A 19,673-nucleotide genomic window follows, 5' to 3' on the forward strand; every position below is an offset into this window, starting at 1 on the left:
TGAAGTCATCGATCTTCCTGGTTCTGAGAAGCGCGACGGGTCAGTACATCAGAAGCACCAAAACGGCAACCGGTTGACGCATCCATGATTTGGCAGCGATACTGGCTGGGGACAGTTATCGCTAGGTGTCCTGTTCGGCCAGTTTTGCTGGTGGGCCTCTAGCGTGGCTGGAAAATTTTGGAGCCCGGAAAGACTCGAAGATGAAGGTGGCCGCAGGCACGCAGGAAGGTCTACACCGAGCTCACGTAACCCCTGTCTTGCAGCGCCGCGGACCATCGAACCTTTGAAAGGAAGTCATGCCATGAGCGGTGGCGGTTTTAATACAGTTGTAGAAAGAAGGCTTGGTTCCGGACCCGGTTCGGGAACCATCGTCTTCGTCAATTCTCTCGCCACCACAGGCGGCATGTGGGACGACGTGGTTGCCAACGTGCCGCCTGACTTCGATGTGGTTCGCTTTGATCAACGTGACCGCGGAGGCCCGAAGGGGAACAGCCCCTTCCATCTCGATGATCTGGTCGGGGATCTGTTTCACGTTTTGGACACTGAGGGAATTGAACAAGCGCACATAGCGGGGGTCTCCCTGGGCGGCCTTGTCGCTTTGCGGGCTGCGGCTCTCCGGCCTGAGCGGACAACATCCGCTGTGGCTATGTGCTGCGCGGCACGGTTTTCCCGAAACGTATGGGTGGACCGGGGCCTAATGGTGCGGGAGCAGGGAATTAATCCAATGGTTCCCCAAGTTATTGACCGCTGGTTCACTGCGGAGTTCCAGCAGCAGGAGCCCGATACGGTTGATCGGCTCCGCCACATGCTCGCATCTACTGACCCCGTCGGTTATGCCTTCGCATGCGACCTTCTTGCGGAAGCAGACGTACGGGATGACCTGCTGGCAATACAGGTGCCGCTGCTTGTCATCAGCGGGGAAGCCGATAATGCCAACCCGGTTGATGACCAAAAGCTCATCGCGCAGAGTGTGCCACACGCCCGACACGAAATTCTGCGTGGAACTGCTCATCTCGCTCCTGTCGCGGAACCGGCGCTAATCGCCCGGCTTGTCTCAGATCACGCCAAACTAAACAGTTAGCAGCCAACAAGATGAAACCTGCATCTCAGTTGATCAGACCTGACCATACCTGCCCTGGGCCGCCTGTGCCCTCTGACAGCCGCCTTCACAGCTGCACCCAGGTGTCGCCAGGGGACACCGTCGAGGCCAGGGTAGGAGGCACCTTGCATGTTTTGGGTCGTGTAACTGAAGTCCTGCCGCTGATGGAATTGTTCTGGGTCGTCACACCGAACGGAGGCAGGCGAATTGTGGAACTCTCTGAATTCGACGTCTACCTGGCAGCCTGACTTTTTCCCAAGAACGCCTCAGGAGACAATTCTAGGCGGCCAGATTCTGGTGTGACGTTCAAGTCCCGCAGATGCGCTCATCCCCTCGGCGCTCCAGATGTCCGTTCAACACCAGATCCGTTCGAAGCGGATTGGACAGAAACCGGCACCTTCAGAGCAATCCGGGCATACCCGCCCTGGCTGCCTTCCGCACTATAAAAACTCCTCGAGCAATGCCTATGAGCAATGTATTGGATAAATGGGGCCAAAATCATGACATCACTTTCTGTTAATACCAGCATTGGCGCATGGCTCGACCATCCTTTTGGCGGTGAGGTGTTGCGGGGCCTGCTTGCGCAAACAGGTGTAAGCGAGGAATCCCTTGAACCCATCAGGGCGCTTCCCCTGCAGCAATTAGTGGTGCTTAGCCAGGGCAAAATGCCCCAGTCGGTCATCGATGACCTGGTTTTGAATGTCAACGCAGGACAAGAACCTGAACAGGATCTGGATCCGGGCTGGCAGGAACAAATCATTGACAGTCGTTTTTCAGGAAAGACCGTCTAGGTAACTGGTACGGCGTCTGGCATCGGCAGGGCTGATGCATCCCGGGTCACGCGTGAGGGCGGCAAGGAATCGCCGTTACCGTCTCGGAGGAAAAGCTCGATGAGCTTCGGTTATCACTGCCCGAAACGTTGATCATTGGCGTGGCAGCGGACATCACGGACCAAGCGGCCATTGACGCCGTCGTCCGCACAGCGGGGGAAAAAATTGACGCGCTTGCCAACGTCGCCGGCATCAATGACGACTTCTCTCCCCTGCACGAAACTTCAGACGCCATCTGGGATCGCGTCCTCGGCGTCAACCTAACCGGCGCGTTCAAAGTTACCCGGGCTGTGTTCCCACTCATGTTGGAAGCCGGAGGCGGTTCCGTCGTCAATGTCTCCAGCGAGGCTGGTCTTCGCGGTAACGCCCCAGGAAACGCCTACACAGTCTCCAAGCACGGCGTGCTCGGCCTCACCAAATCGGCCGCCTTTATGTACGGCCCCAAAGGCGTCCGAGTAAACGCTGTTGCACCTGGCGGGGTTGCTACCGGCATTCCTTTCCCCAAGGACGTTTCCGAGGCCGGCCTAGCACGTTTGCGCCCGTTCCAGGCGCAAATCCCTACTGTCGCAACAGCGGATCAGCTGGCCGCCTCGATAACGTTCCTGCTCTCCGATGACAGCGTCAACATCAACGGAGCGATTCTGGCCTCCGACGGGGGATGGTCTGTCCAGTAATTCCCCAGCCTCAGGCACCAGACCTCAATTATGCGCGCTCGACCTCGCCTTCCGGCGAAATTGTGCTGGCAACTGTGCTGGTGCTGTGCTGACTCTGCCGGCACCCCTGCGCAGCACCAGGACCCTGCGCCTGCCTGCCCGGTTCGGCCATAATAAGCGGGCTGCGATTGAACAGCGAAATGCATCGACCATTTCTCTAGGGATCTCGCATGCGGGTTCGATAGCTTCCGACAAATTCGAGCACTCACTGTCCTTCCAGGAAGTTGCTGGTATCTCACCACGGGCCTTTATTGCTGCGCGGCCAGCCCTGACATTCGATTTAGTCGTGATTGCTGATGGGGGAGAAGGCACCGTCGCGGCGCCAACCTGCGGGATTCACAGGCCGACCGCCATAGTGAGTGGACTATGGCGGGGCTGGTCTCCTCTCCGGGTTGGGGCCGAATTCCTCGACTCCTGAAGAGAGACCAAATCCGACGTGGCACGCTCTGCTTCAAATGTGGGTGCCCTCCTGGGAACCATGGAATCGGCCATTGCAGCCGAGATGCCATCCCTCGGCCCCAGGTAGCAAGAGCAACTTCCTGCCACAAAGCCACACGGCCGACCCCGAGATGGACCCGCCGGAAGACGGAGGATTCCGTTCTAACCTGCTATCCCAGATCCCTGCGTCTTGCCTCGAGACTTTGATACCAACACCCGGCTGTTGTGTAGAGCCAGCTGAGAGCGGCAGATATCAAACGAGAGTCCCGTTACCCGGCGCGGCGTCAAGCCATTCGGCTGTACCCGCGCTGGTGGAACAAGGGCTGGCCTTGGGCATGGGCGCCGGAAGCGTGTGACCAAAATACAGGAGACACCACGGCGCAAGTGCCGCTGATCCTGCGGAGAGTGGATGGTGATTGAACACTGTCCATCACTTAAAGCCCTGTTATCCAGCCGGAATGGCGGCGTGTTAGGTCCCAACCCTCGCTACAAAACCGGCCCCGAGTGTTCCCGGGTGGTCCAAAAGGACACCGAGATGCTTGGGGCCGTTTCCAGCTGTCTCTTTGCCAATGGACCTGGCAGGCTCGATTATGAGGTTCCAACATTTCTCGCAGTAGCGGCCCCATTAGTACCCGCCCTGGGTACTAATGGGGCCGACAACTTGGACGCTCGGCCGATACTGGCGGCGCTAATTGGTCATGCGGGTGTAATCGTCACGACTTGAAAAAGATTGATCGTTGGAAGGTCCAAAACCAAGTCATTTCCTTCGTTGCGCTGTGAAAGGGAAGCTCCTCCAACGAGCGCTTGGGCTGCGACCTTTGAACCAGCTTGTCCGATCAACCGCAGCTGGCCTCCAGAGATCGGAATGTGGGGACGATACGACCGACGACGAGCTCCGCTGTGGTTGATCAAATGAACCACCATGCTCTTCCCGCTTTGCCCCACTATCGTCTCCACCGCCTCGTGAATATCGGTAGTAACGCTTGGCTGCCAAACCGAGTGGACAAGGTTGATGATGTGGTCCCGTGATTCTGACTTGACGAATTCACGGTAGGATCGGCCAACTGTCCACGGAACATGAACGACGCTACCGCGGCCGTAAGTGGCGCGAACGGCGCCTGGGTCACCGCTCATCACATGGCCGTAACACAGTTCTGGAGGCCCAAACGGGGCACGAGGAAGGACAGCCCCCACCTTGGTCGTCCCTGGTTTCCAGGCAAACCGCTGATAGCGGCCGACAACAGGGACCAGTGGCCCGGCGTAGTGGTACTCATCGATCCGGGGCTGTGGGGAATCGGTGACAAACGTTGAGCGCAGATCGTTCCCCTCAAGTACCGGCACCAACGCCTGCAGGGCAGGAGCACTAGCCAGCTCCATGGAGCCGGCGTGGCTCAGGCCTGAGGATCCGGTCATGAGGAGAGCGCCCCCTCCCTGCACGTACTCGTCGACAGCGCTGGAACCGTCGCGGAGTGTGCCAAGGTCAGGCAAAACCACCAGGCGATACCTGACGAGAGCACCCGTATCAGCAAGGGTGCTCACCCGATCGACGGGTACTACATCGAACGGAATATGCGCTTCCTGCAGTGCGAGATAAAACCCCCTGAACTCCTCCAGTGCGTTCCAGTAGTACCCGCGGGGGGCGGAACCGTAGTCCGGTCTTACCAGGGCTATATCGGCGGCTGAGCGGAAGCCAGCGTAGAGCTGCCGGTTGCGCGCCCGAAACTGCATGACATCCCGCCCGACCGAAATGGCTGGTTCCATGGGCAAGCGCCCGGGTGCCCCGAAGAAGTAGGCTGAGGGATTTCCGCCTCGAGCGATCGACTGCACGAGATATTGCGCAAAATGTTCCGGCTCCTCATTGGCCAGCCGATAGGTGCTGTCGACAAAGGCGACGCAGTTCACCATTACAGCCGAACCAGGTCGCGATGAAACGTGGGCGCTGACCGCTTCGGCAACGGCATGGGGCCACAGCTCGTTGCCAGGCATTGCCTTGTAGTGATTGTTGCCCTCGACGTATTCAATAGGGGCGCCTCGGCGGAGTATTACGCCCACATCCTCCTTGCGCTGGGCGACGTAGTCGGCGATTCTCGTCGTCAGCTGTGCCAGCGTGGCGGCAGTGTACTGCCGATACATGCCGAAGGTTGGGGACGACATGTCGCGGGGGTGTTCGGCGCCGTTGCTGAACTTGGCGAAGCCCTCTGTGCACCCTTCGCAGTGGCATGGCCCGTGCATGACTTCGTCATAGTCACGTTCGTTGAAGTTGAACCAGTTGAAAAAGACGGCGTCGATATCATACCGTCCCAGCACCTCGTCCAGCACGTCAAAGGCGCGCGATTGATAGTACTCACCTGAGGGGCAGGTACTGTACAGGTTGTTGTAGATCTGTGGTTCCCCCTCGGCTGACCGGTAGAGCCACTCCGGGTGGGCAGCTGCAATGCGTGGGGCGACCTTGGACATGTCGAACCGGGCGATGATTTTGATGTCGCGTCGTTTGGCTGCCGCCACCGCGTCGCCAAGCAGGTCGCCGGACTCTCTTAGATCGAGCAGCGGGTTACGTGTCTGAAACGGCAGGTCGGTCGGGTAGAAGGAGGATATTCCGCCGGCATTAAGCAGCCACGTGTCGGCGCCGTATTCCACGACCGCATCAACTGCGGCCTCTACATCCATTCCTGCATCTATGTCCTGGAGATTTGTTTGCAGGACACCGAACGGCTCAAGCCACCGACTGTCGGGGGGCAGATCGCGCTCAGACGGGGTGGGATTTGTGGGCATGGGAAAACCTAACTAGTGATGTGGTCGTCGCAGAATGGGGAGCTAACCGGCGATGGAGGGAGCGGCGCCGCGTGCCTGGAGTTCCTGCTCAGCGAGCAGGCGCCGTTCCTCGCGGCGGCGACGCTGCTCGATCGGGTCTGCCACGGGCGCTGCGAGCAGTAGGCGCTTGGTATAGGGGTGTGCGGGGTTGGAGGTGACGGTTGCCGCGGGCCCCGTCTCAACGAGGTCACCCTTATATATGACCGAAACCCGGTGACTGATGTGTCGGACGACGGCGAGATCGTGCGAGATGAACAGGAACGCTACTCCCGTTTCGGCCTGGATATCCATCAGCATTTTCAGAACAATTGCTTGTGTCGACAGGTCCAGAGCCGAGACGGGTTCGTCGCACACAATGAGTTGGGGCTCGGGTGCGAGTGCCCGGGCAATGGCGACTCGCTGGCGTTGTCCTCCACTGAATTCCCGTGGTAGGCGATCTACAGCATCGTGCGGTAGTTGGACTTGGTCAAGGAGGCCCTTGACGCGGCTGCGGGCGTCCTTTGGGGTCGCGCCTTGGACAATTAGTGGTTCGCTGAGAATGTCTCCGACCGTGAGTGCCGGATTAAGGGATGAGTAGGGATCCTGGAACACCACTTGGATGTTGCGCGCAAGTTCCCGGCGGCGGGCCTGGTGGGCGTGGGTGATGTCCTCACCCTTGAACCGGATGGCTCCGCCACTTGGTTTGACGAGTCCGAGAACGGCTCGGCCTATGGTGGTCTTGCCTGAGCCTGATTCCCCGACCAGACCCAGCACCTCCCCGTCTGCGATGGAGAGGGAGACACCGTGCAGCACTTCATGGGTCTTCGCCCGGAACCCCTGCCCCTTGAACTCAACACGGAGGTCCTCAATTTCAAGCAATGTCTTGGGCATCAGTTCGATTCCTTCAAAAGGTCGCCGGCCAGTCGGGAATGGTCCTCGCGAACGGTTGTCTCGTCGAGAATTGAAGCGAGGAGCTTGCGTGTGTAGGGGTGCTGAGGGTTGCGGAATACTTCCACCACGTCACCGGACTCCACTACAACCCCGTTTTGCATAACCGCCATGCGGTCGCAGATATCCGCTACGACGCCAAAGTTGTGAGTGACCAACAGTATGGCCATTCCCATTTCCTTCTGCAGGTCCCTGAGAAGGTCCAGAATCTCGGCCTGGATAGTAACGTCCAGCGCGGTAGTCGGTTCGTCCGCGATCAGGACCCGGGGCCGGCATGCGACAGCGGTGGCGATGAGCACCCTCTGAGCCATTCCCCCTGAGATTTGATGAGGATACGAACGCATCGTCCGCTCAGGGTCTGTGATTCCAACGTGTCGAAGCAGTTCGAGAGCCCGTTGCTTTGCCTCCGAACGGGAGAGCGGGGACGCCGCCCGGATGCTTTCGATCATCTGCGCACCAATAGTGAACGACGGGTCCAGGTTGGACATCGGTTCCTGCGGAACATACGCGATTTCTTTACCGCGCAGTGAGCGTAGCTGCCGCTCGGAAAGGCCTATAAGTTCCCGGCCGTCGAGCTTGATGGATCCCTTGGGGATGGTTGCTTCCATCGGCAGGACGCCGAGGACGGAGAACGCGGTTTGCGTCTTGCCGGAGCCGGACTCACCCACGAGTCCCATAGTTTCCCCCGGGCGCACGGACAGTGAAACGCCCTTCAGCACCGATTTTGCGTTGCCTCCTGGATCGGGGTAGTCGAGGTGCAGATCCCGAATACTCAGGAGTGCATCAGAGTCGGTGTCCGAAGGCGATGTGTCCTCGGCGACGCTCTTGGAGAGAGCGGACATGGTCACCTTTGAAGGCTTGGGACGTGCACCCTCGAGCGCATCCCGAAGCGCGTTTCCAAGCAAAACCAGTGCGGCGGTGGACATGCCAAGCAACAGGGCCGGCCAAACAAACTGCATGGAATCGACATATAGGTTCGTGAACCCATCAGAGATCATGGCACCAAAGCTTGGGATATCGGTGGAGCCCACGCCCAGGAACGCCAAGCCGGCCTGCACGCCAATCGCCGAGCCCATGAGGAAGGCCAGGGAAATGATGACTGGCCCTCGCACGACGGGCATCACGTGGCGCCCGAGGATTCGGGGTGTTGAGAGACCTGCGACGCGTGCCGCGTCGACATACAGCTCATTTCTTACGCCCACCGTGATGTTGCGGACGAGCCGATATATTCCGGGTGCCAGCAGCACGCCGAAAATAAGCATCGTTATCCGGAAGTCACCCTTCGTCACGGGCATCAGGACGATCAGAAGCAGGAGACCGGGAAAGGTCATGATGAGGTTGAAGAGCCATTCCAGGGAGCCCCTGACGCGGCCGCCGAAGTAGCCGCCAATCAGCCCGAAGGTCAGGCCGATGATTACACCAATGCCGGCGCCGATAACAGCGGAGATAGCACTCGTATTGATGGAAAAGAGTAGACGCGCGAAGATGTCTCGCCCGTTCTGGTCGCCGCCCAGTAGGTAACCGGGCGTGCCGATCGGCGCGTTTACTGCCGATAGCGAGGCATCATTCGGTCCGTGGCTTGTGATCCAGGGGGCAAAAATGCCCAGAAGGACAACGAGCAGTAGGAACGCCGTGGTTATAACGGCCTGGGGATCCTTCAGCAGCTTCCGGACGACGGAGCGGCGGGGTGGAGCCGCCGCGGGCTCAATAAGGGCAGATGGTTCTTGCGTGCTCAATGGATTCTCGCCTTCGGGTTAAGCCATCCGTTAATGAGGTCGGTCAGAAGGTTCACACCTACAACGAGCAGTACGCTGAAAACGGTAATGCCCAAAATGCTCGGGATGTCACCTTGGATGGCGGAGTTGAATGCAAACACACCGAAACCGGGCAGGGCGAACACGTTCTCAATAATCAGTGTGCCGCCCAGCATGGAGAGGAACTCCAGTGACATGACCACCAGGGCAGGGGCTGCGGCGTTACGCAGAGCATGCTTATAGACGACGGACCAGGCGGGTACTCCCCGGGTACGGAGAGTACGAACGTAATCCTTGCGCAGTTCACCAATCATCGTCCCTCGGATTTGTGACGCCATATTGGAGATGCCGTTAATGACGAGCACGATAACAGGAATGGTGATTGAGGCGGCCCAGCCTGAGGGGCTCTCACTGAACGGGACAAAACCAGTAGCCGGCAATAGGCGCAGATTGATGGCCAGCAGCACAACGAGACCAATGGCAATGAGCAGGTTCGGCAAAAGGAGACCGAGCAAGGAAACGCCCTGCGCAAGCCGGTCAACAGCTCCGGCCCGGGAGGCAGCCAGGACACCAAGGGCAACACTGACGACGATGGTGAGCGCCATGGCCACGAAAATGATAGACAGGGTCACACCGAGCCGCGCGCTGACCGCTTCTGCGACCGGCTCGCTCGTGAAGTACGAGATCCCGAAGTCGCCCCGGAATATGCCGAAGAACCAATCGAAGTATTGAACGAGGAATGGCCTGTCCAGCCCCATCTGCCCCTTCAATGCCGCGACTGCCTCCGTTGACGCCGCTGGACCGAGGATGTTTGACACTACCCCGTCGAAGGAAAAGCTCAGGAGCCAGAAGGTAATGAAGGTTACCAACACGGCCAGAATGACACCCGTCGCTGCACGGCGGAGGATGTAAGGAAGCATCAGCAGCCTCCGCTCAGGCAGGTGCCTGCTCCGGTTTCCCGGAACCGAGTTCGTATCGGCTTGCATAAGAAGCGATAGAGCATCGCTAGGACCCCTTTGTCAGGATTTGGCGGGATCTCGTCCGACGGGTTCGGACTACGGGGTTTCCCGTACCGCAGTAGAAACAAGTAAAACATGGCCCAGCTCACATGACAACCGGTTGCCGGGGCAATGTGCAAAATTCCTTGGGGTGGTTTGCTGCACTCTAAGGTGTCCCATCCAAGAAGTCACTTGTACGTCTGCTTCGCGCGCGTGGTCCGCGCCGCATTGCCGGATGAGAAAACCCAAAGGTAGCCGGGCGCCGGAGCCCTTTCTCGGGGGCAACCGATTGGCATCTTGGGTAGTATTTCCCGTCGGAAGACCATCAACGATGCCGTTGATCCTCACCCCGCCCCTCCTGGGACTCCTGACGAAAACACGACTCCAACCAAACCTCTTAAGCGGCCGTGAGGTTAACCCCAGCCGGTACTGATTCGAAAGGGGCGAGAAGTTGGGAGAGGGTTGGAAGGAACAGCCTACGTTCTGCGGCCGGTTCTGTGGGGTCTTGAAGGTTGAGGGCGATGATCGCCAACAAGATGGCTTCCAGCGAGAAAGATTGACCATGGCGAATTGCAACCTTCATTGCGCCCACAAGAGCAGCGGGCAACCGATTGGTAGGCGCACTGCCTGCCTCTGCAGGTGAGACAAAGTGTTATGAACCTTTTTTTGTGGCAACCGGTTGACATGACCTATTCCCCGTCCTACGCTGGCTCGGAAGAGCCAAAGATTTCTTCAGGTTCGGTTCATACAAAGGAGTTCATACCGATGCAAGACGAGCTTCAGCCACGCGAAATCCATACTGTGCTTTCAACTGTGCTGTACCACCCGCATGAGGTTCAGCAACTTCGGGAAGCTTTCGCCCCCGCTGAGTTCATCCATCTGCACCCCGGCGACTCCGCTGGGATTGAGGAGGCCTTGCAGCAAGCTGATGTTGCCATCCTGCCGATTGACATTGATGACCGGTTCCTGGCTGCCCCTCATCTCCGCTGGGTCCATTGCGACCACTCGGGACTCGCCCGATCGGCCCGCCCGGAAACATTCGAGCGCGGACTCATCATTACGGGCTCGGCGGGCCGGTCAGCAGAGGCACTGGCACAGCACGGCTTTTACTTCGCCCTCGGCCTCACCTTCGACGCCCACCGGCTTTTCCAGATGCAGGAAGCGCACATCTGGCGCGGAATTCCGAATTACCATCACCGTCTGGCGCTGTGGGGGAAGACTCTGGGCGTCGTAGGATTTGGCAACACCGGTGAGGCCATGGCCAAGCTCGGCAAGGCCTTCGGCATGCGCGTCATCGCCTCACGCCGGCGCGCAGGCCAGTCACACCCCGCAGTAGACCTTATGCTCTCCACCGACGCGGGGGACTCCATGGATCCGCTCATCCAGGAATCAGATGTGATCATGATTGCAGCACCCTTGACCGACGAGACTTACCATCTCTTCTCATCCCAGCAGTTCGCTGCCATGAAAAACGACGCATACATCGTGAACATGGCGCGCGGCCAACTCATAGACCAGGACGCGCTGATCGAGGCCCTTACAGAGGGCCAGATCGCCGGAGCCGGGCTCGACGTCACTGATCCCGAGCCGCTGCCTGAGGATTCACCGCTTTGGGACATGCCAAGTGTCATTATCACCCCCCACATGACACCCGCGCTCCCGGACCGGACGCAACGCTCTATCAGCCTGATCCTGGAGAACCGGGACCGATACCTACGCGGCGAGCCACTGTTGAATGCAATTACCCCCCGTGACGTTTTCAGTAAATCCCCAACCCAAGTTCACCCTTAGCCACTTGGCACCCCTGAGTAAAGGAGCTCCTCCCAATGCCACATAAAACACCCCGCAGGCTCACATATGGCGCCGCGATCGCCATATTGGGCCTCGCCTTGACCGGATGCGGCGGCGCATCCGAAACCAAGACCGACAACGCCCAGGGCGCAAAAGCGTCTGACGCAACGCTGACCTTCGGCATACAGGCACCGCCGAACTCATTCGACCCCGCTCAGATTCACGACGGAACCCAACGCTACGTGTGGGGTTCGCTCTACGACACCCTGATCTACAACGACAACGAAGGTAAACTCCAGCCAAGCGCGGCAGAGAGCTGGGAGTACTCGGACGACGCACGCAAGCTGACACTCAAGCTGCGCGACGACATGAAATTCAGTGACGGTGATCCCGTTACCTCCGAGGCAGTCAAGGTGACACTTGAACGCACCAAGAACACCGCGGGCCCACAGCAGAGCAACCTCAGCGCCGTCGAATCCATCGACACCCCCGACGACCACACGGCAGTGCTCAACCTGAGCCGCCCCGACCCGAATCTGCTGGTGGCACTCTCCTTCGGTTCTGGAGTGATCGCCGACCCCGACACTGTCAATGATGAGAAGTCAGCATTGGACCCCGTGGGATCGGGCCCCTACGTGCTCAACAAAACCCAGACCGTCAATGGGAACAAGTACGTACTTGACCGTCGAGACGATCACTGGAACGTCGACGCCTACCCATTCAAAACCATAACGGTCCGCGCAATCCAGGACCGCACTGCGCTGTTCAACGCCCTCAAAACCGGCGAGCTTGACGCGGGCACCGTTGATGCCACGCAGGCAAAGCAGCTCGGCGGAGGGGCGCTCAAGACCACCGAGGTCAAGGGACATACCGTTGGCCAGATCGTTCTCGCCGACCGAAACGGCGAGGTTGCACCGCCACTGGCTGACGTACGGGTCCGACAGGCAATCAACCACGCCTTTGACCGGCAGAAAATCATCGACGCCATCTACCAGGGTATGGGAACGCCTACGACCCAGATCTTCAACCCGATGCAACCCGCTTACGACGAAGAGCTCAACAAAAAGTACGAGTACAACGTCGAAACGGCAAAGAAGCTGCTCAAAGAAGCGGGCTATCCGGATGGATTTACGCTCACCATGCCGGCGAATCTGGCCGTTCAGCAGATCCAGCCAACCCTCACGCAAACACTCTCTGATATCGGCATCAAGGTCGAATGGGAGCCAGTGCCCGCGCAATCATCCGGCCAAACCACCCGGTGGGGGATGTACTTCAACCAGGGCGCCGTAGCACCGCAGTCACGTACCACGGTCCTCTACTTCAGGGAGAACGGCTCCCACAACCCATTCAAGGTCAAGGACCCTAAGTTGGACTCTCTCCTGGAAAAGCTCGCCACGGAAACCGACCCCGAAGCCGCGAACGAGATCTACAGGGACATCAACAAATTCGCCATCGACAACGCCTGGTTCGCTCCGATCTACCTGCAGACCGCAGTCTGGGCAACCAAGAAGGAAGTGGACTTCGTTGGCACTGCCAGCTCGCTATTCGACGTCCGCACCTTCACAGTAAGCGGCAAGTAAAGAAGTTGCGTGGGCTGCGGGGCCAGAATCGGCGGTAGAAAACGCAGATTCTGACCCCGCGGCTGACAAGCCAAGCGCGGCGGTAACAATCCGCCTAACCGACCCGCAACTAAGGGCATCACAAAGGGGTCCAACACCCCAAACAGGAAATGGGCGAATCCTAAGCTGCTCCCCAGCAGTCAGGACTGAGAATTTCAGTTCTAACTGCTGGGGAGCAGCTCCGTTTGACGGACCATCCTAAGTTCGATCTATACGGCCACGGGCAGGAGCCATTGAAGGAACCCAATCCGGGACCTAACTCGAAGGAGCAGGAGGTCAGGCCGAAAGAGTAGGTCAGAGCCTGTCCAGATGCAGGACGGCCAGCGCTGCCTGCAGATGCGCGGTGGGCGCAGGATCGTCGCCTGCGGCCCACTGCAGCCAGGCTTCAAATGAGGCGCCAATAAGTGCGGCGCATAAATATCGCGCTGTTGTCTCGGAGACACCGCGGGCGGTCAGGTAGGAGCGTGTCCGATCACGTTGCGCGCTGAGGAAGTCGTAGCTTCGGCTCATTAGTTCCGGATGTTCCGCGATCAGCCGCAGCCGTCCGCGGGTGACCGCCAGGTCCGGGAGTGCGTCAACGCCGGCAATCAGCGCGCCACGAAGGCCAGCCAGGATCTCTTGGGCTGTCATATTGGGAGTTGGAGGCGCTTCCAAAAGGAGTGCGGAGGCTTGGATCGCCGGTTCCATGCCGCCCCAGACCAGCTCCGCCTTGTTTGAGAAGTGGCGGTAGAGGGTCTTGCGCCCGACCCGTGCCTTGCGGGCGATGTCCTCCATGGAGGTCTGCTCATACCCGCGCTCGGTGAACATCTTGAGGGCGAGGGCTGCCACCGCCTCCGGGTTGACGCTCACCGGGCGACCCGAAGAGCGGGTGGGGGCAATCAGGTCATCGGCAGGCATCCCACCAGTATTCACCCTTCCATAATGACACGGAGTGTCATAAGGTTGGTGGCTCCGGCCACCGCCGGACCACCATTACCGTCTGGAAGGACATCATGGGCAACGAAGCCGCATGGCAGGAAGCCATCAGCACCAACCGTTTTGCCGGAAAAACCGTCATCGTTACCGGTGCCGCCTCAGGCATTGGGCAGGCGACCGCCCTGCGCGTCGCGAAGGAGGGCGGCAAGGTCATCGCCGCGGACATCAGCAAGGAAGGCCTAGACGCGCTCGTGGAAGAGAACCGCGGCCTGGACCTGGTGCCCGTGGCCGGCGACATATCCACCGAGGAAACGGTCGCCGCCGTTGTTGCCGCGGCCGCCGGGCGTGTGGATGCCCTGGCTAACGTCGCCGGGATCATGGACAATTTCGCCCCCATCCATGAGGTAGACGACGAACTTTGGGACAGGGTCTTCAGGATCAACGTCACCGCCCTCATGCGCCTCACCCGCGCCGTGACGCCGCTGATGCTTGAGGCAGGCTCGGGCTCCGTGGTGAACGTGTCTTCGGAGGCCGGCATCCGCGGATCCGCCGCCGGTGCCGCCTACACCGCCTCCAAGCACGCCGTCGTCGGCCTCACCAAGAACTCGGCCGTCATCTACGGCCCGAAGGGGCTTCGCTTCAACGCGGTCGCCCCCGGACCCACCATCACCGGCATCGTGGCGAACTTCGGATCGCGGATGGCCGCAGAGCGCCTTGGCCCGCTCATGCAGGCCAACATCCCCACCCCGGCAACAGCCGCGCAGCTCGCTGCATCCATCACCTTTCTGCTCAGCGACGACGGCACCAACATCAACGGAGCCATCCTCGCCTCCGACGGCGGCTGGTCAGCCCTGTAATGAACTGAAACGGACGACGGCGGGAAGTTCCGTCGTCGTCCGTGTCCAGAGCCAGCCCCGAGTCAAAAACGGAACCGGCACCCAGGAACCGAAGGAGCAAGAGCATGTCAGAGTCAAAGCTTTTTGACCACAGCTATGACGTCGTCATCGTCGGCACAGGTGCGGCGGGACTGGCAACCGCCATGGGCGCCGCGGATGAAGGCTTGCGGGTCCTCCTACTGGAAAGCACCGGCAAGTGGGGCGGCAACACAGCCTGTCTGGGGGCGGCATGTGGATGCCCAACAACCCGCTGATGCAGCGGGACCATGCCGGCGACTCCCGCGACGAGGCGCTGACCTACCTCGAGACGACGGTGGGCGAGGAGGGGCGCGCCACCACACGGCTCCGGAAAGAGGCGTTCGTCGACGGCGTCGCCGACTTCGTCACCACCGCGGAGAAGTACGGCGTGAAATTCGTGCGTGCCGCGGACTACCCCGACTACTACCCCGAACTCCCGGGCGGCAAGATCGGCCGCGGCTTAGAGGTCAAGCCGTTCGACATCAAAAAGATTGGCCACTGGTGGAAAACCTGCCAGGCGCCCGCCGCGCTGCCGATTAGCACCGACGACATATGGCTCCTGGGCCGTGCCTGGTCCACACCCTCCGGCTTCATCCGCGGGGCGCAGCTCGTCTTCCGCGCCCTCGGCGGCCTGGCCACCGGCAAGAAGCTTGCCGGCATCGGCGCAGGATTCGCAGCTGCGTTCCTCGACGTCGTCGTGCAGAAGCAAGGTACCGACCTGTGGCTGAATGCCCCGCTGCAGGAACTCATCGTCGAGGACGGCCGTGTCGCAGGGGTGCGGATCACCCGGGGCGGAAAGCCCCTGACCATCGGCGCCACGCGTGGCGTGATGCTGGCCGGCGGCGGCTTTGACCATAACAAGGATCTCCGCCAGAAGCACCACGGAATCGATGGCGCCCCATCGGGCGCCCCGGGCAACCTCGGGCGCCCCATCGAAATTGCGCAAGACAACGGAGCTGCACTTGAGCTCATGGACGACGCCTGGTGGGGCGGATCGGTCGCACCCGCGCCCGGCCATGGCCCTGCGTTCATCGTGGGTGAGCGTTCCCTGCCCTACTCGGTCATCCTCGACGGCAAGGGTGACCGGTTCGTGAACGAGTCCGAGTCCTACGTCGACCTCGGACACCACATGCTCGAACACGACAAGGACGGCCCGTACTGGCTGGTCGGCGACGCCCGGCACGCCCGCCGCTACCTGCGCACCTTCGCGATCGACCTGAAGAACAACAAGGCCATGAAAGACGCAGGGATCATGGTCAAGGCAGACACCCTCGCCGAGCTCGCCGCAAAGCTCAACATGGATCCCGCCCGCCTGGAGGCGACCATCCACCGGTTCAACGGCTTCGCCAGGGCAGGGGTCGACGGCGACTTCGGCCGCGGCAACTCAGCCTACGACCGCTACTACGGCGACCCGACGGTCCACCCCAATCCCTGCCTCGGCCCGCTCGAAAAAGGCCCGTTCACCGCCTTCAAAGTGGTCATCGGAGACCTCGGCACCAAGGGCGGCGTCGTCACCGACGCCCATGCCAGGGCGTTGCGTGAAGACGGCACCGTCATTGAGGGCCTGTACTCCGCCGGCAACAACTCCGCCTCCGTCATGGGCCGGACGTACCCCGGCCCGGGCTCCACCATCGGACCCGCCGTCGTGTTCGGCCTCCGCGGCGCACGCCACATGGCACGGCACAGCGGCTGAAATGGGCGGGCGCAGCCACAGCCGTGACTGCGCCCCCGAATTCAGAGCAGACAATGCAGGGCCGACGCAGGTGAAGAAATCAGGGGTACAGGCCCTGACCGTGCAGCGTCGTCAAAAGGCACCAATAGCTGCGGCGCGGAGGCTTTCTTTTCTCCGCGAACCATTGATCCTCATCCTTCTCCGGCACTTCCCGAGGCCGGGATCGGGGTCGATGGCTTCCCGGACAGGATTGCGAAGAAACCGGTGGACAGGGCTGAGAAGGATTGCTCCTGGATCAGCTGCTAGCCCGATTAGGAGCTCCCTGCAGGACCTGGTGTAGCGGAGTCAAACTCGCGGAGCCCGAATCTTGAATTTCGGCCAAGGCTGCGGGTGGTTTCGCAGGCCTGCGGTTTCGTCCTATCGGCTGGCACGGCTGGTTCGACGGCGACCGGCGCAGCCCAGTTTGAAGACTCTCGACGATTTGCCGGTTACGAGGAGATTATGGACGCCTTGGCCGACCCGTCGCATCCGGACCACGCCGGCCATTCGAGGTAGGTGGCTGAAGTAGCCGGATCGGCTGAGCCTTTTTACCGCCCGCCTCGGACATCTCCGCCCTGAACCGCCAGCTGGCCGACGGTCGGGTTGTCGGAGTTGGGGAAGAAGCCGTCGGCACAAGGCTGGCAGGCACGTAAAGGGCGGTGTACCCCGCCCCGAATTCAGGAGAGTTCGGCATCAAGGCCAGCCACCACTCCATGAAACTGCTGACCTGTAAGTACTCGCCTAAAGGCCCTGGTATGGGGTGCGTTAGAACTTGCAGTTGTGCAAAGTCTGCAGTCATGCAAAAATATACCGTGCCCCCAAGTCCTACGCCGTCCCTGCGTGAACGCAAAAAAATCGAAACCTGGACTGCCATCCATGAGGCCGCAGCCTTGATGACGCAACAGCGTGGCCTGGAACTGGCCACGGTGGAGGCTATTGCCGAAAGCGCAGGGGTGTCGCCCAGGACATTCTTCAACTACTTCCCCTCTAAGGAGGATGCCGTCCTGGGCCTCCGTGAGCCGGTCCTTGACCCCGCCCAAGCAGCGAAGCTGACTGGCGCGGAAGATCTCCTGGGGCAGGTGGCACTGGTCCTTGTCGCCGTGATCCGCTCCGCACTCGGCGGCTCAGACAACGTCCGGCGACGCGAACTGCTGAATCGGCACCCGCAGTTGTTCGCACGGCAAATGGAGTACATGGCCAAGGCCGAAGCCCTGGTGCGGGAAGCGGTAACGGACGTTCTCGCTGCAGATCCTTCCTGGGCCTTCGAGGCCGCAGACTTCAGCCCCGAGGAGACCGCCAGGATGCTGGTGATGCTCGGGACGGTGCCCGTCAAATTCAAGGCCAAATCCGCTGATTTCGACCCCGCCGCCGGACTCACCCCCGAGAATCTGGCACCCGCCGTCGCGCTTTTTCATCACCTGCAAAGGAAACTCTCATGACCAAGCCTCCCGGCCCGGAGACAGCGCAGGACCCTCAAAAGGCGCAGGACCCGCAAAAACAGCACATGGGGCTGCTCTTGGTGGGCCTCATGCTCTCGATGCTCCTCTCCGCACTGAACCAGACCGTCCTCAGCACCGCGCTGCCCACCATCGTGGGTGAACTCCACGGTGTCAGCGACATGCTGTGGGTGATCACGGGGTTCATCCTCACCTCCACGATCAGCATGCCCATTTACGGCAAACTCGGTGACATGGTGGGCCGCAAGTCCCTCCTGATCGCAGCGATCCTCCTGTTCATGATCGGCTCTGTGGTGGGCGCTCTTGCCAACGACATGGCCGTGTTGATTACTGCCCGCGTCATTCAGGGCCTGGGCGGCGGCGGCCTGATGATCCTGTCGCAGGCGGTGATTGCTGACGTCGTCCCGCCTCGGGAGCGAGCGAAGTACATGGGCATGATGGGCGGGGTGTTCGCCGTGGCCTCCGTGGCAGGGCCACTGCTGGGCGGCTGGTTCACCGAAGGCCCCGGCTGGCGCTGGGTCTTCTGGATCAACATCCCCCTGGGGCTGCTGGCCCTTGCCGGTGCGGTCTTTTTCCTCAAACTGCCCAAGCACGCCGGTAAGCCCAAGCTGGACCTCGGCGGTATGGTCCTGATGGCCATCGCCACCACCGGCCTGGTGCTCTTCGCCACCTGGGGCGGCAGCAAGTACGAATGGTCGGACCCGATCATTATTGCCCTGATCGCCGGCACCGTGGTTAGCGCAGTGGCCTTCGTTTTGGTGGAGCGGCGCACTGCTGAGCCCATCATCCCGTTGCACCTGTTCAAGGACCTGAACTTCAACCTCTCAACCTTCGCGGGGCTGTTAATCGGCGTGGCCATGTTCGGCGCCATCGGCTACCTCCCCACCTACCTGCAGATGGCCTTCGATGTAAATGCCACAGAATCCGGCATGCTGATGATCCCCATGATGGGCGCCCTCCTAGTGGCCTCCGTGGTGTCCGGCATGCTGGTCAGCAAGACCGGCCGGTACAAGTGGATGCCCATCGCGGGCTCGGTGCTGGTGGCTGTGGCCCTTGTCCTGCTGTCTATCCTTACTCCGGGGGCGCCGCTCTGGATGGTCTGCGCCTACCTCGCCGTCATGGGCCTCGGCCTGGGCCTGAGCATGCAGATCCTGGTGTTGGTTGTCCAGAACTCGTTCCCGCTTCGCGAGGTTGGAACCGCCACGGCGTCCAACAACTTCTTCCGCCAGATTGGCGCCACCCTCGGTTCAGCCGTGGTGGGAAGCCTGTTCGCCAGCCGGCTTGCGGAACTGCTTACGGAGCGTCTGCCTGCCGCCGCGCCCGGGGGCGAAGCACCCGGCGGGTCCAACTCCCTCACCCCGGCACTGGTCAGCAAGATGCCCACGGACATCAGGGACGTGATCATCTCCTCCTACAATGACGCCCTGACCCCCATCTTCCTCTGGATGGTCCCGCTGGCCCTGATCTCCGCCGTCGTGCTGTTCTTCGTCAAGGAAAAGCCGCTGGCCACTACCGTGGAGCATGACGTGCTCTCCGAATCCATCTCCGAAGGCAACATCCTGATCACTGCCGACGACGAGGATGCAGTGGTGCGGCGATAAGCCTGGCACGCCCTAAATCTCTTCTCTGAGATCCACTTCCCGAAGATCAACGTACGACGGCGGCACGTGCCGCCGTCGTACCTCTTTCCTTCAAG

14 protein-coding genes and 1 pseudogene are annotated in these 19,673 nt (G+C 60.6%); 10 read left to right on the top strand and 5 right to left on the bottom strand.

Going from position 1 to position 19,673, the window contains the following annotated elements; genetic code table 11:
* The first annotated feature begins 301 nt into the window (after window positions 1-301).
* From AC5RU7_RS14000 to AC5RU7_RS14015, 4 genes are all read left to right on the top strand, one after another.
* Complete coding sequence (locus tag AC5RU7_RS14000) at window positions 302-1,081, top strand: alpha/beta fold hydrolase (protein ID WP_494052734.1); 780 nt, start codon at window positions 302-304, stop codon at window positions 1,079-1,081.
* 518 nt (window positions 1,082-1,599) lie between these two features.
* On the top strand, window positions 1,600-1,890 hold the full coding sequence (locus tag AC5RU7_RS14005) for a hypothetical protein (RefSeq protein WP_494052735.1): 291 nt from the start codon (window positions 1,600-1,602) through the stop codon (window positions 1,888-1,890).
* Between the two features lie 116 nt (window positions 1,891-2,006).
* Entirely contained in the window at window positions 2,007-2,603 is a 597-nt protein-coding gene (locus tag AC5RU7_RS14010; RefSeq protein WP_494052790.1) for an SDR family NAD(P)-dependent oxidoreductase, read from the top strand.
* Window positions 2,542-3,060: a glycerate kinase gene (locus AC5RU7_RS14015; RefSeq protein ID WP_494052736.1), complete on the top strand. Its 519-nt coding sequence runs from the start codon at window positions 2,542-2,544 to the stop codon at window positions 3,058-3,060. The genes AC5RU7_RS14010 and AC5RU7_RS14015 overlap by 62 nt, the downstream gene beginning before the upstream one ends.
* Before the next feature lie 716 nt (window positions 3,061-3,776).
* Here AC5RU7_RS14015 and AC5RU7_RS14020 read toward each other — a convergent pair.
* Genes AC5RU7_RS14020 through AC5RU7_RS14035 form a run of 4 tightly spaced genes read right to left on the bottom strand, consistent with a single transcriptional unit; the run spans window position 3,777 to window position 9,492 of the window.
* Window positions 3,777-5,852 (bottom strand): alpha-amylase family protein, encoded by a 2,076-nt coding sequence (locus AC5RU7_RS14020; RefSeq protein ID WP_494052737.1) that lies wholly within the window; start codon window positions 5,850-5,852, stop codon window positions 3,777-3,779.
* Between the two features lie 42 nt (window positions 5,853-5,894).
* Window positions 5,895-6,761 carry an ATP-binding cassette domain-containing protein gene (locus AC5RU7_RS14025; RefSeq protein ID WP_494052738.1) on the bottom strand — a complete coding sequence of 289 codons (867 nt, stop codon included), beginning with the start codon at window positions 6,759-6,761 and terminating at the stop codon, window positions 5,895-5,897.
* A complete protein-coding gene (locus tag AC5RU7_RS14030) occupies window positions 6,761-8,554 on the bottom strand; it encodes a dipeptide/oligopeptide/nickel ABC transporter permease/ATP-binding protein (protein ID WP_494052739.1) in 1,794 nt (597 codons plus the stop codon). Before AC5RU7_RS14030 ends, AC5RU7_RS14025 begins: the two co-directional genes overlap by 1 nt.
* On the bottom strand, window positions 8,551-9,492 hold the full coding sequence (locus tag AC5RU7_RS14035) for an ABC transporter permease (RefSeq protein ID WP_494052740.1): 942 nt from the start codon (window positions 9,490-9,492) through the stop codon (window positions 8,551-8,553). Before AC5RU7_RS14035 ends, AC5RU7_RS14030 begins: the two co-directional genes overlap by 4 nt.
* A gap of 732 nt (window positions 9,493-10,224) precedes the next feature.
* Between AC5RU7_RS14035 and AC5RU7_RS14040 the strand changes: the two genes are divergently transcribed.
* Window positions 10,225-11,361, top strand: a complete 1,137-nt coding sequence (locus AC5RU7_RS14040) for a D-2-hydroxyacid dehydrogenase (protein WP_494052741.1) — start codon at window positions 10,225-10,227, stop codon at window positions 11,359-11,361.
* Between the two features lie 35 nt (window positions 11,362-11,396).
* A complete protein-coding gene (locus tag AC5RU7_RS14045; RefSeq protein WP_494052742.1) occupies window positions 11,397-12,941 on the top strand; it encodes an ABC transporter substrate-binding protein in 1,545 nt (514 codons plus the stop codon).
* Window positions 12,942-13,274: 333 nt separating this feature from the next.
* Here AC5RU7_RS14045 and AC5RU7_RS14050 read toward each other — a convergent pair whose 3' ends face one another.
* Window positions 13,275-13,877 (bottom strand): TetR/AcrR family transcriptional regulator, encoded by a 603-nt coding sequence (locus AC5RU7_RS14050; protein WP_494052743.1) that lies wholly within the window; start codon window positions 13,875-13,877, stop codon window positions 13,275-13,277.
* Between the two features lie 95 nt (window positions 13,878-13,972).
* Here AC5RU7_RS14050 and AC5RU7_RS14055 point away from each other — a divergent pair, with 95 nt between their 5' ends.
* The 4 genes and pseudogenes from AC5RU7_RS14055 to AC5RU7_RS14070 all read left to right on the top strand — a co-directional run bounded on the left by AC5RU7_RS14055 (window position 13,973) and on the right by AC5RU7_RS14070 (window position 19,578).
* Window positions 13,973-14,752: an SDR family NAD(P)-dependent oxidoreductase gene (locus AC5RU7_RS14055; protein ID WP_494052744.1), complete on the top strand. Its 780-nt coding sequence runs from the start codon at window positions 13,973-13,975 to the stop codon at window positions 14,750-14,752.
* A gap of 182 nt (window positions 14,753-14,934) precedes the next feature.
* Window positions 14,935-16,502: pseudogene (locus AC5RU7_RS14060) on the top strand (FAD-binding protein).
* 830 nt (window positions 16,503-17,332) lie between these two features.
* On the top strand, window positions 17,333-17,959 hold the full coding sequence (locus AC5RU7_RS14065; protein ID WP_494052745.1) for a TetR/AcrR family transcriptional regulator: 627 nt from the start codon (window positions 17,333-17,335) through the stop codon (window positions 17,957-17,959).
* Window positions 17,956-19,578, top strand: coding sequence for an MDR family MFS transporter (locus AC5RU7_RS14070; RefSeq protein ID WP_494052746.1), 1,623 nt, complete (start codon window positions 17,956-17,958; stop codon window positions 19,576-19,578). Before AC5RU7_RS14065 ends, AC5RU7_RS14070 begins: the two co-directional genes overlap by 4 nt.
* The last annotated feature ends 95 nt before the right edge of the window (window positions 19,579-19,673 follow it).

This window comes from Arthrobacter sp. K410C, assembly GCF_059090105.1.

Bases quoted from the DNA above. Each gene is read 5' to 3' on its own strand.
- AC5RU7_RS14000 (WP_494052734.1), top strand. From the start codon at position 302: ATGAGCGGTGGCGGTTTTAATACAGTTGTAGAAAGAAGGCTTGGTTCC.
- AC5RU7_RS14005 (WP_494052735.1), top strand. From the start codon at position 1,600: ATGACATCACTTTCTGTTAATACCAGCATTGGCGCATGGCTCGACCAT.
- AC5RU7_RS14015 (WP_494052736.1), top strand. From the start codon at position 2,542: ATGACAGCGTCAACATCAACGGAGCGATTCTGGCCTCCGACGGGGGAT.
- AC5RU7_RS14020 (WP_494052737.1), bottom strand. From the start codon at position 5,852: ATGCCCACAAATCCCACCCCGTCTGAGCGCGATCTGCCCCCCGACAGT.
- AC5RU7_RS14025 (WP_494052738.1), bottom strand. From the start codon at position 6,761: ATGCCCAAGACATTGCTTGAAATTGAGGACCTCCGTGTTGAGTTCAAG.
- AC5RU7_RS14035 (WP_494052740.1), bottom strand. From the start codon at position 9,492: ATGCTTCCTTACATCCTCCGCCGTGCAGCGACGGGTGTCATTCTGGCC.
- AC5RU7_RS14040 (WP_494052741.1), top strand. From the start codon at position 10,225: ATGAACCTTTTTTTGTGGCAACCGGTTGACATGACCTATTCCCCGTCC.
- AC5RU7_RS14045 (WP_494052742.1), top strand. From the start codon at position 11,397: ATGCCACATAAAACACCCCGCAGGCTCACATATGGCGCCGCGATCGCC.
- AC5RU7_RS14050 (WP_494052743.1), bottom strand. From the start codon at position 13,877: ATGCCTGCCGATGACCTGATTGCCCCCACCCGCTCTTCGGGTCGCCCG.
- AC5RU7_RS14055 (WP_494052744.1), top strand. From the start codon at position 13,973: ATGGGCAACGAAGCCGCATGGCAGGAAGCCATCAGCACCAACCGTTTT.
- AC5RU7_RS14070 (WP_494052746.1), top strand. From the start codon at position 17,956: ATGACCAAGCCTCCCGGCCCGGAGACAGCGCAGGACCCTCAAAAGGCG.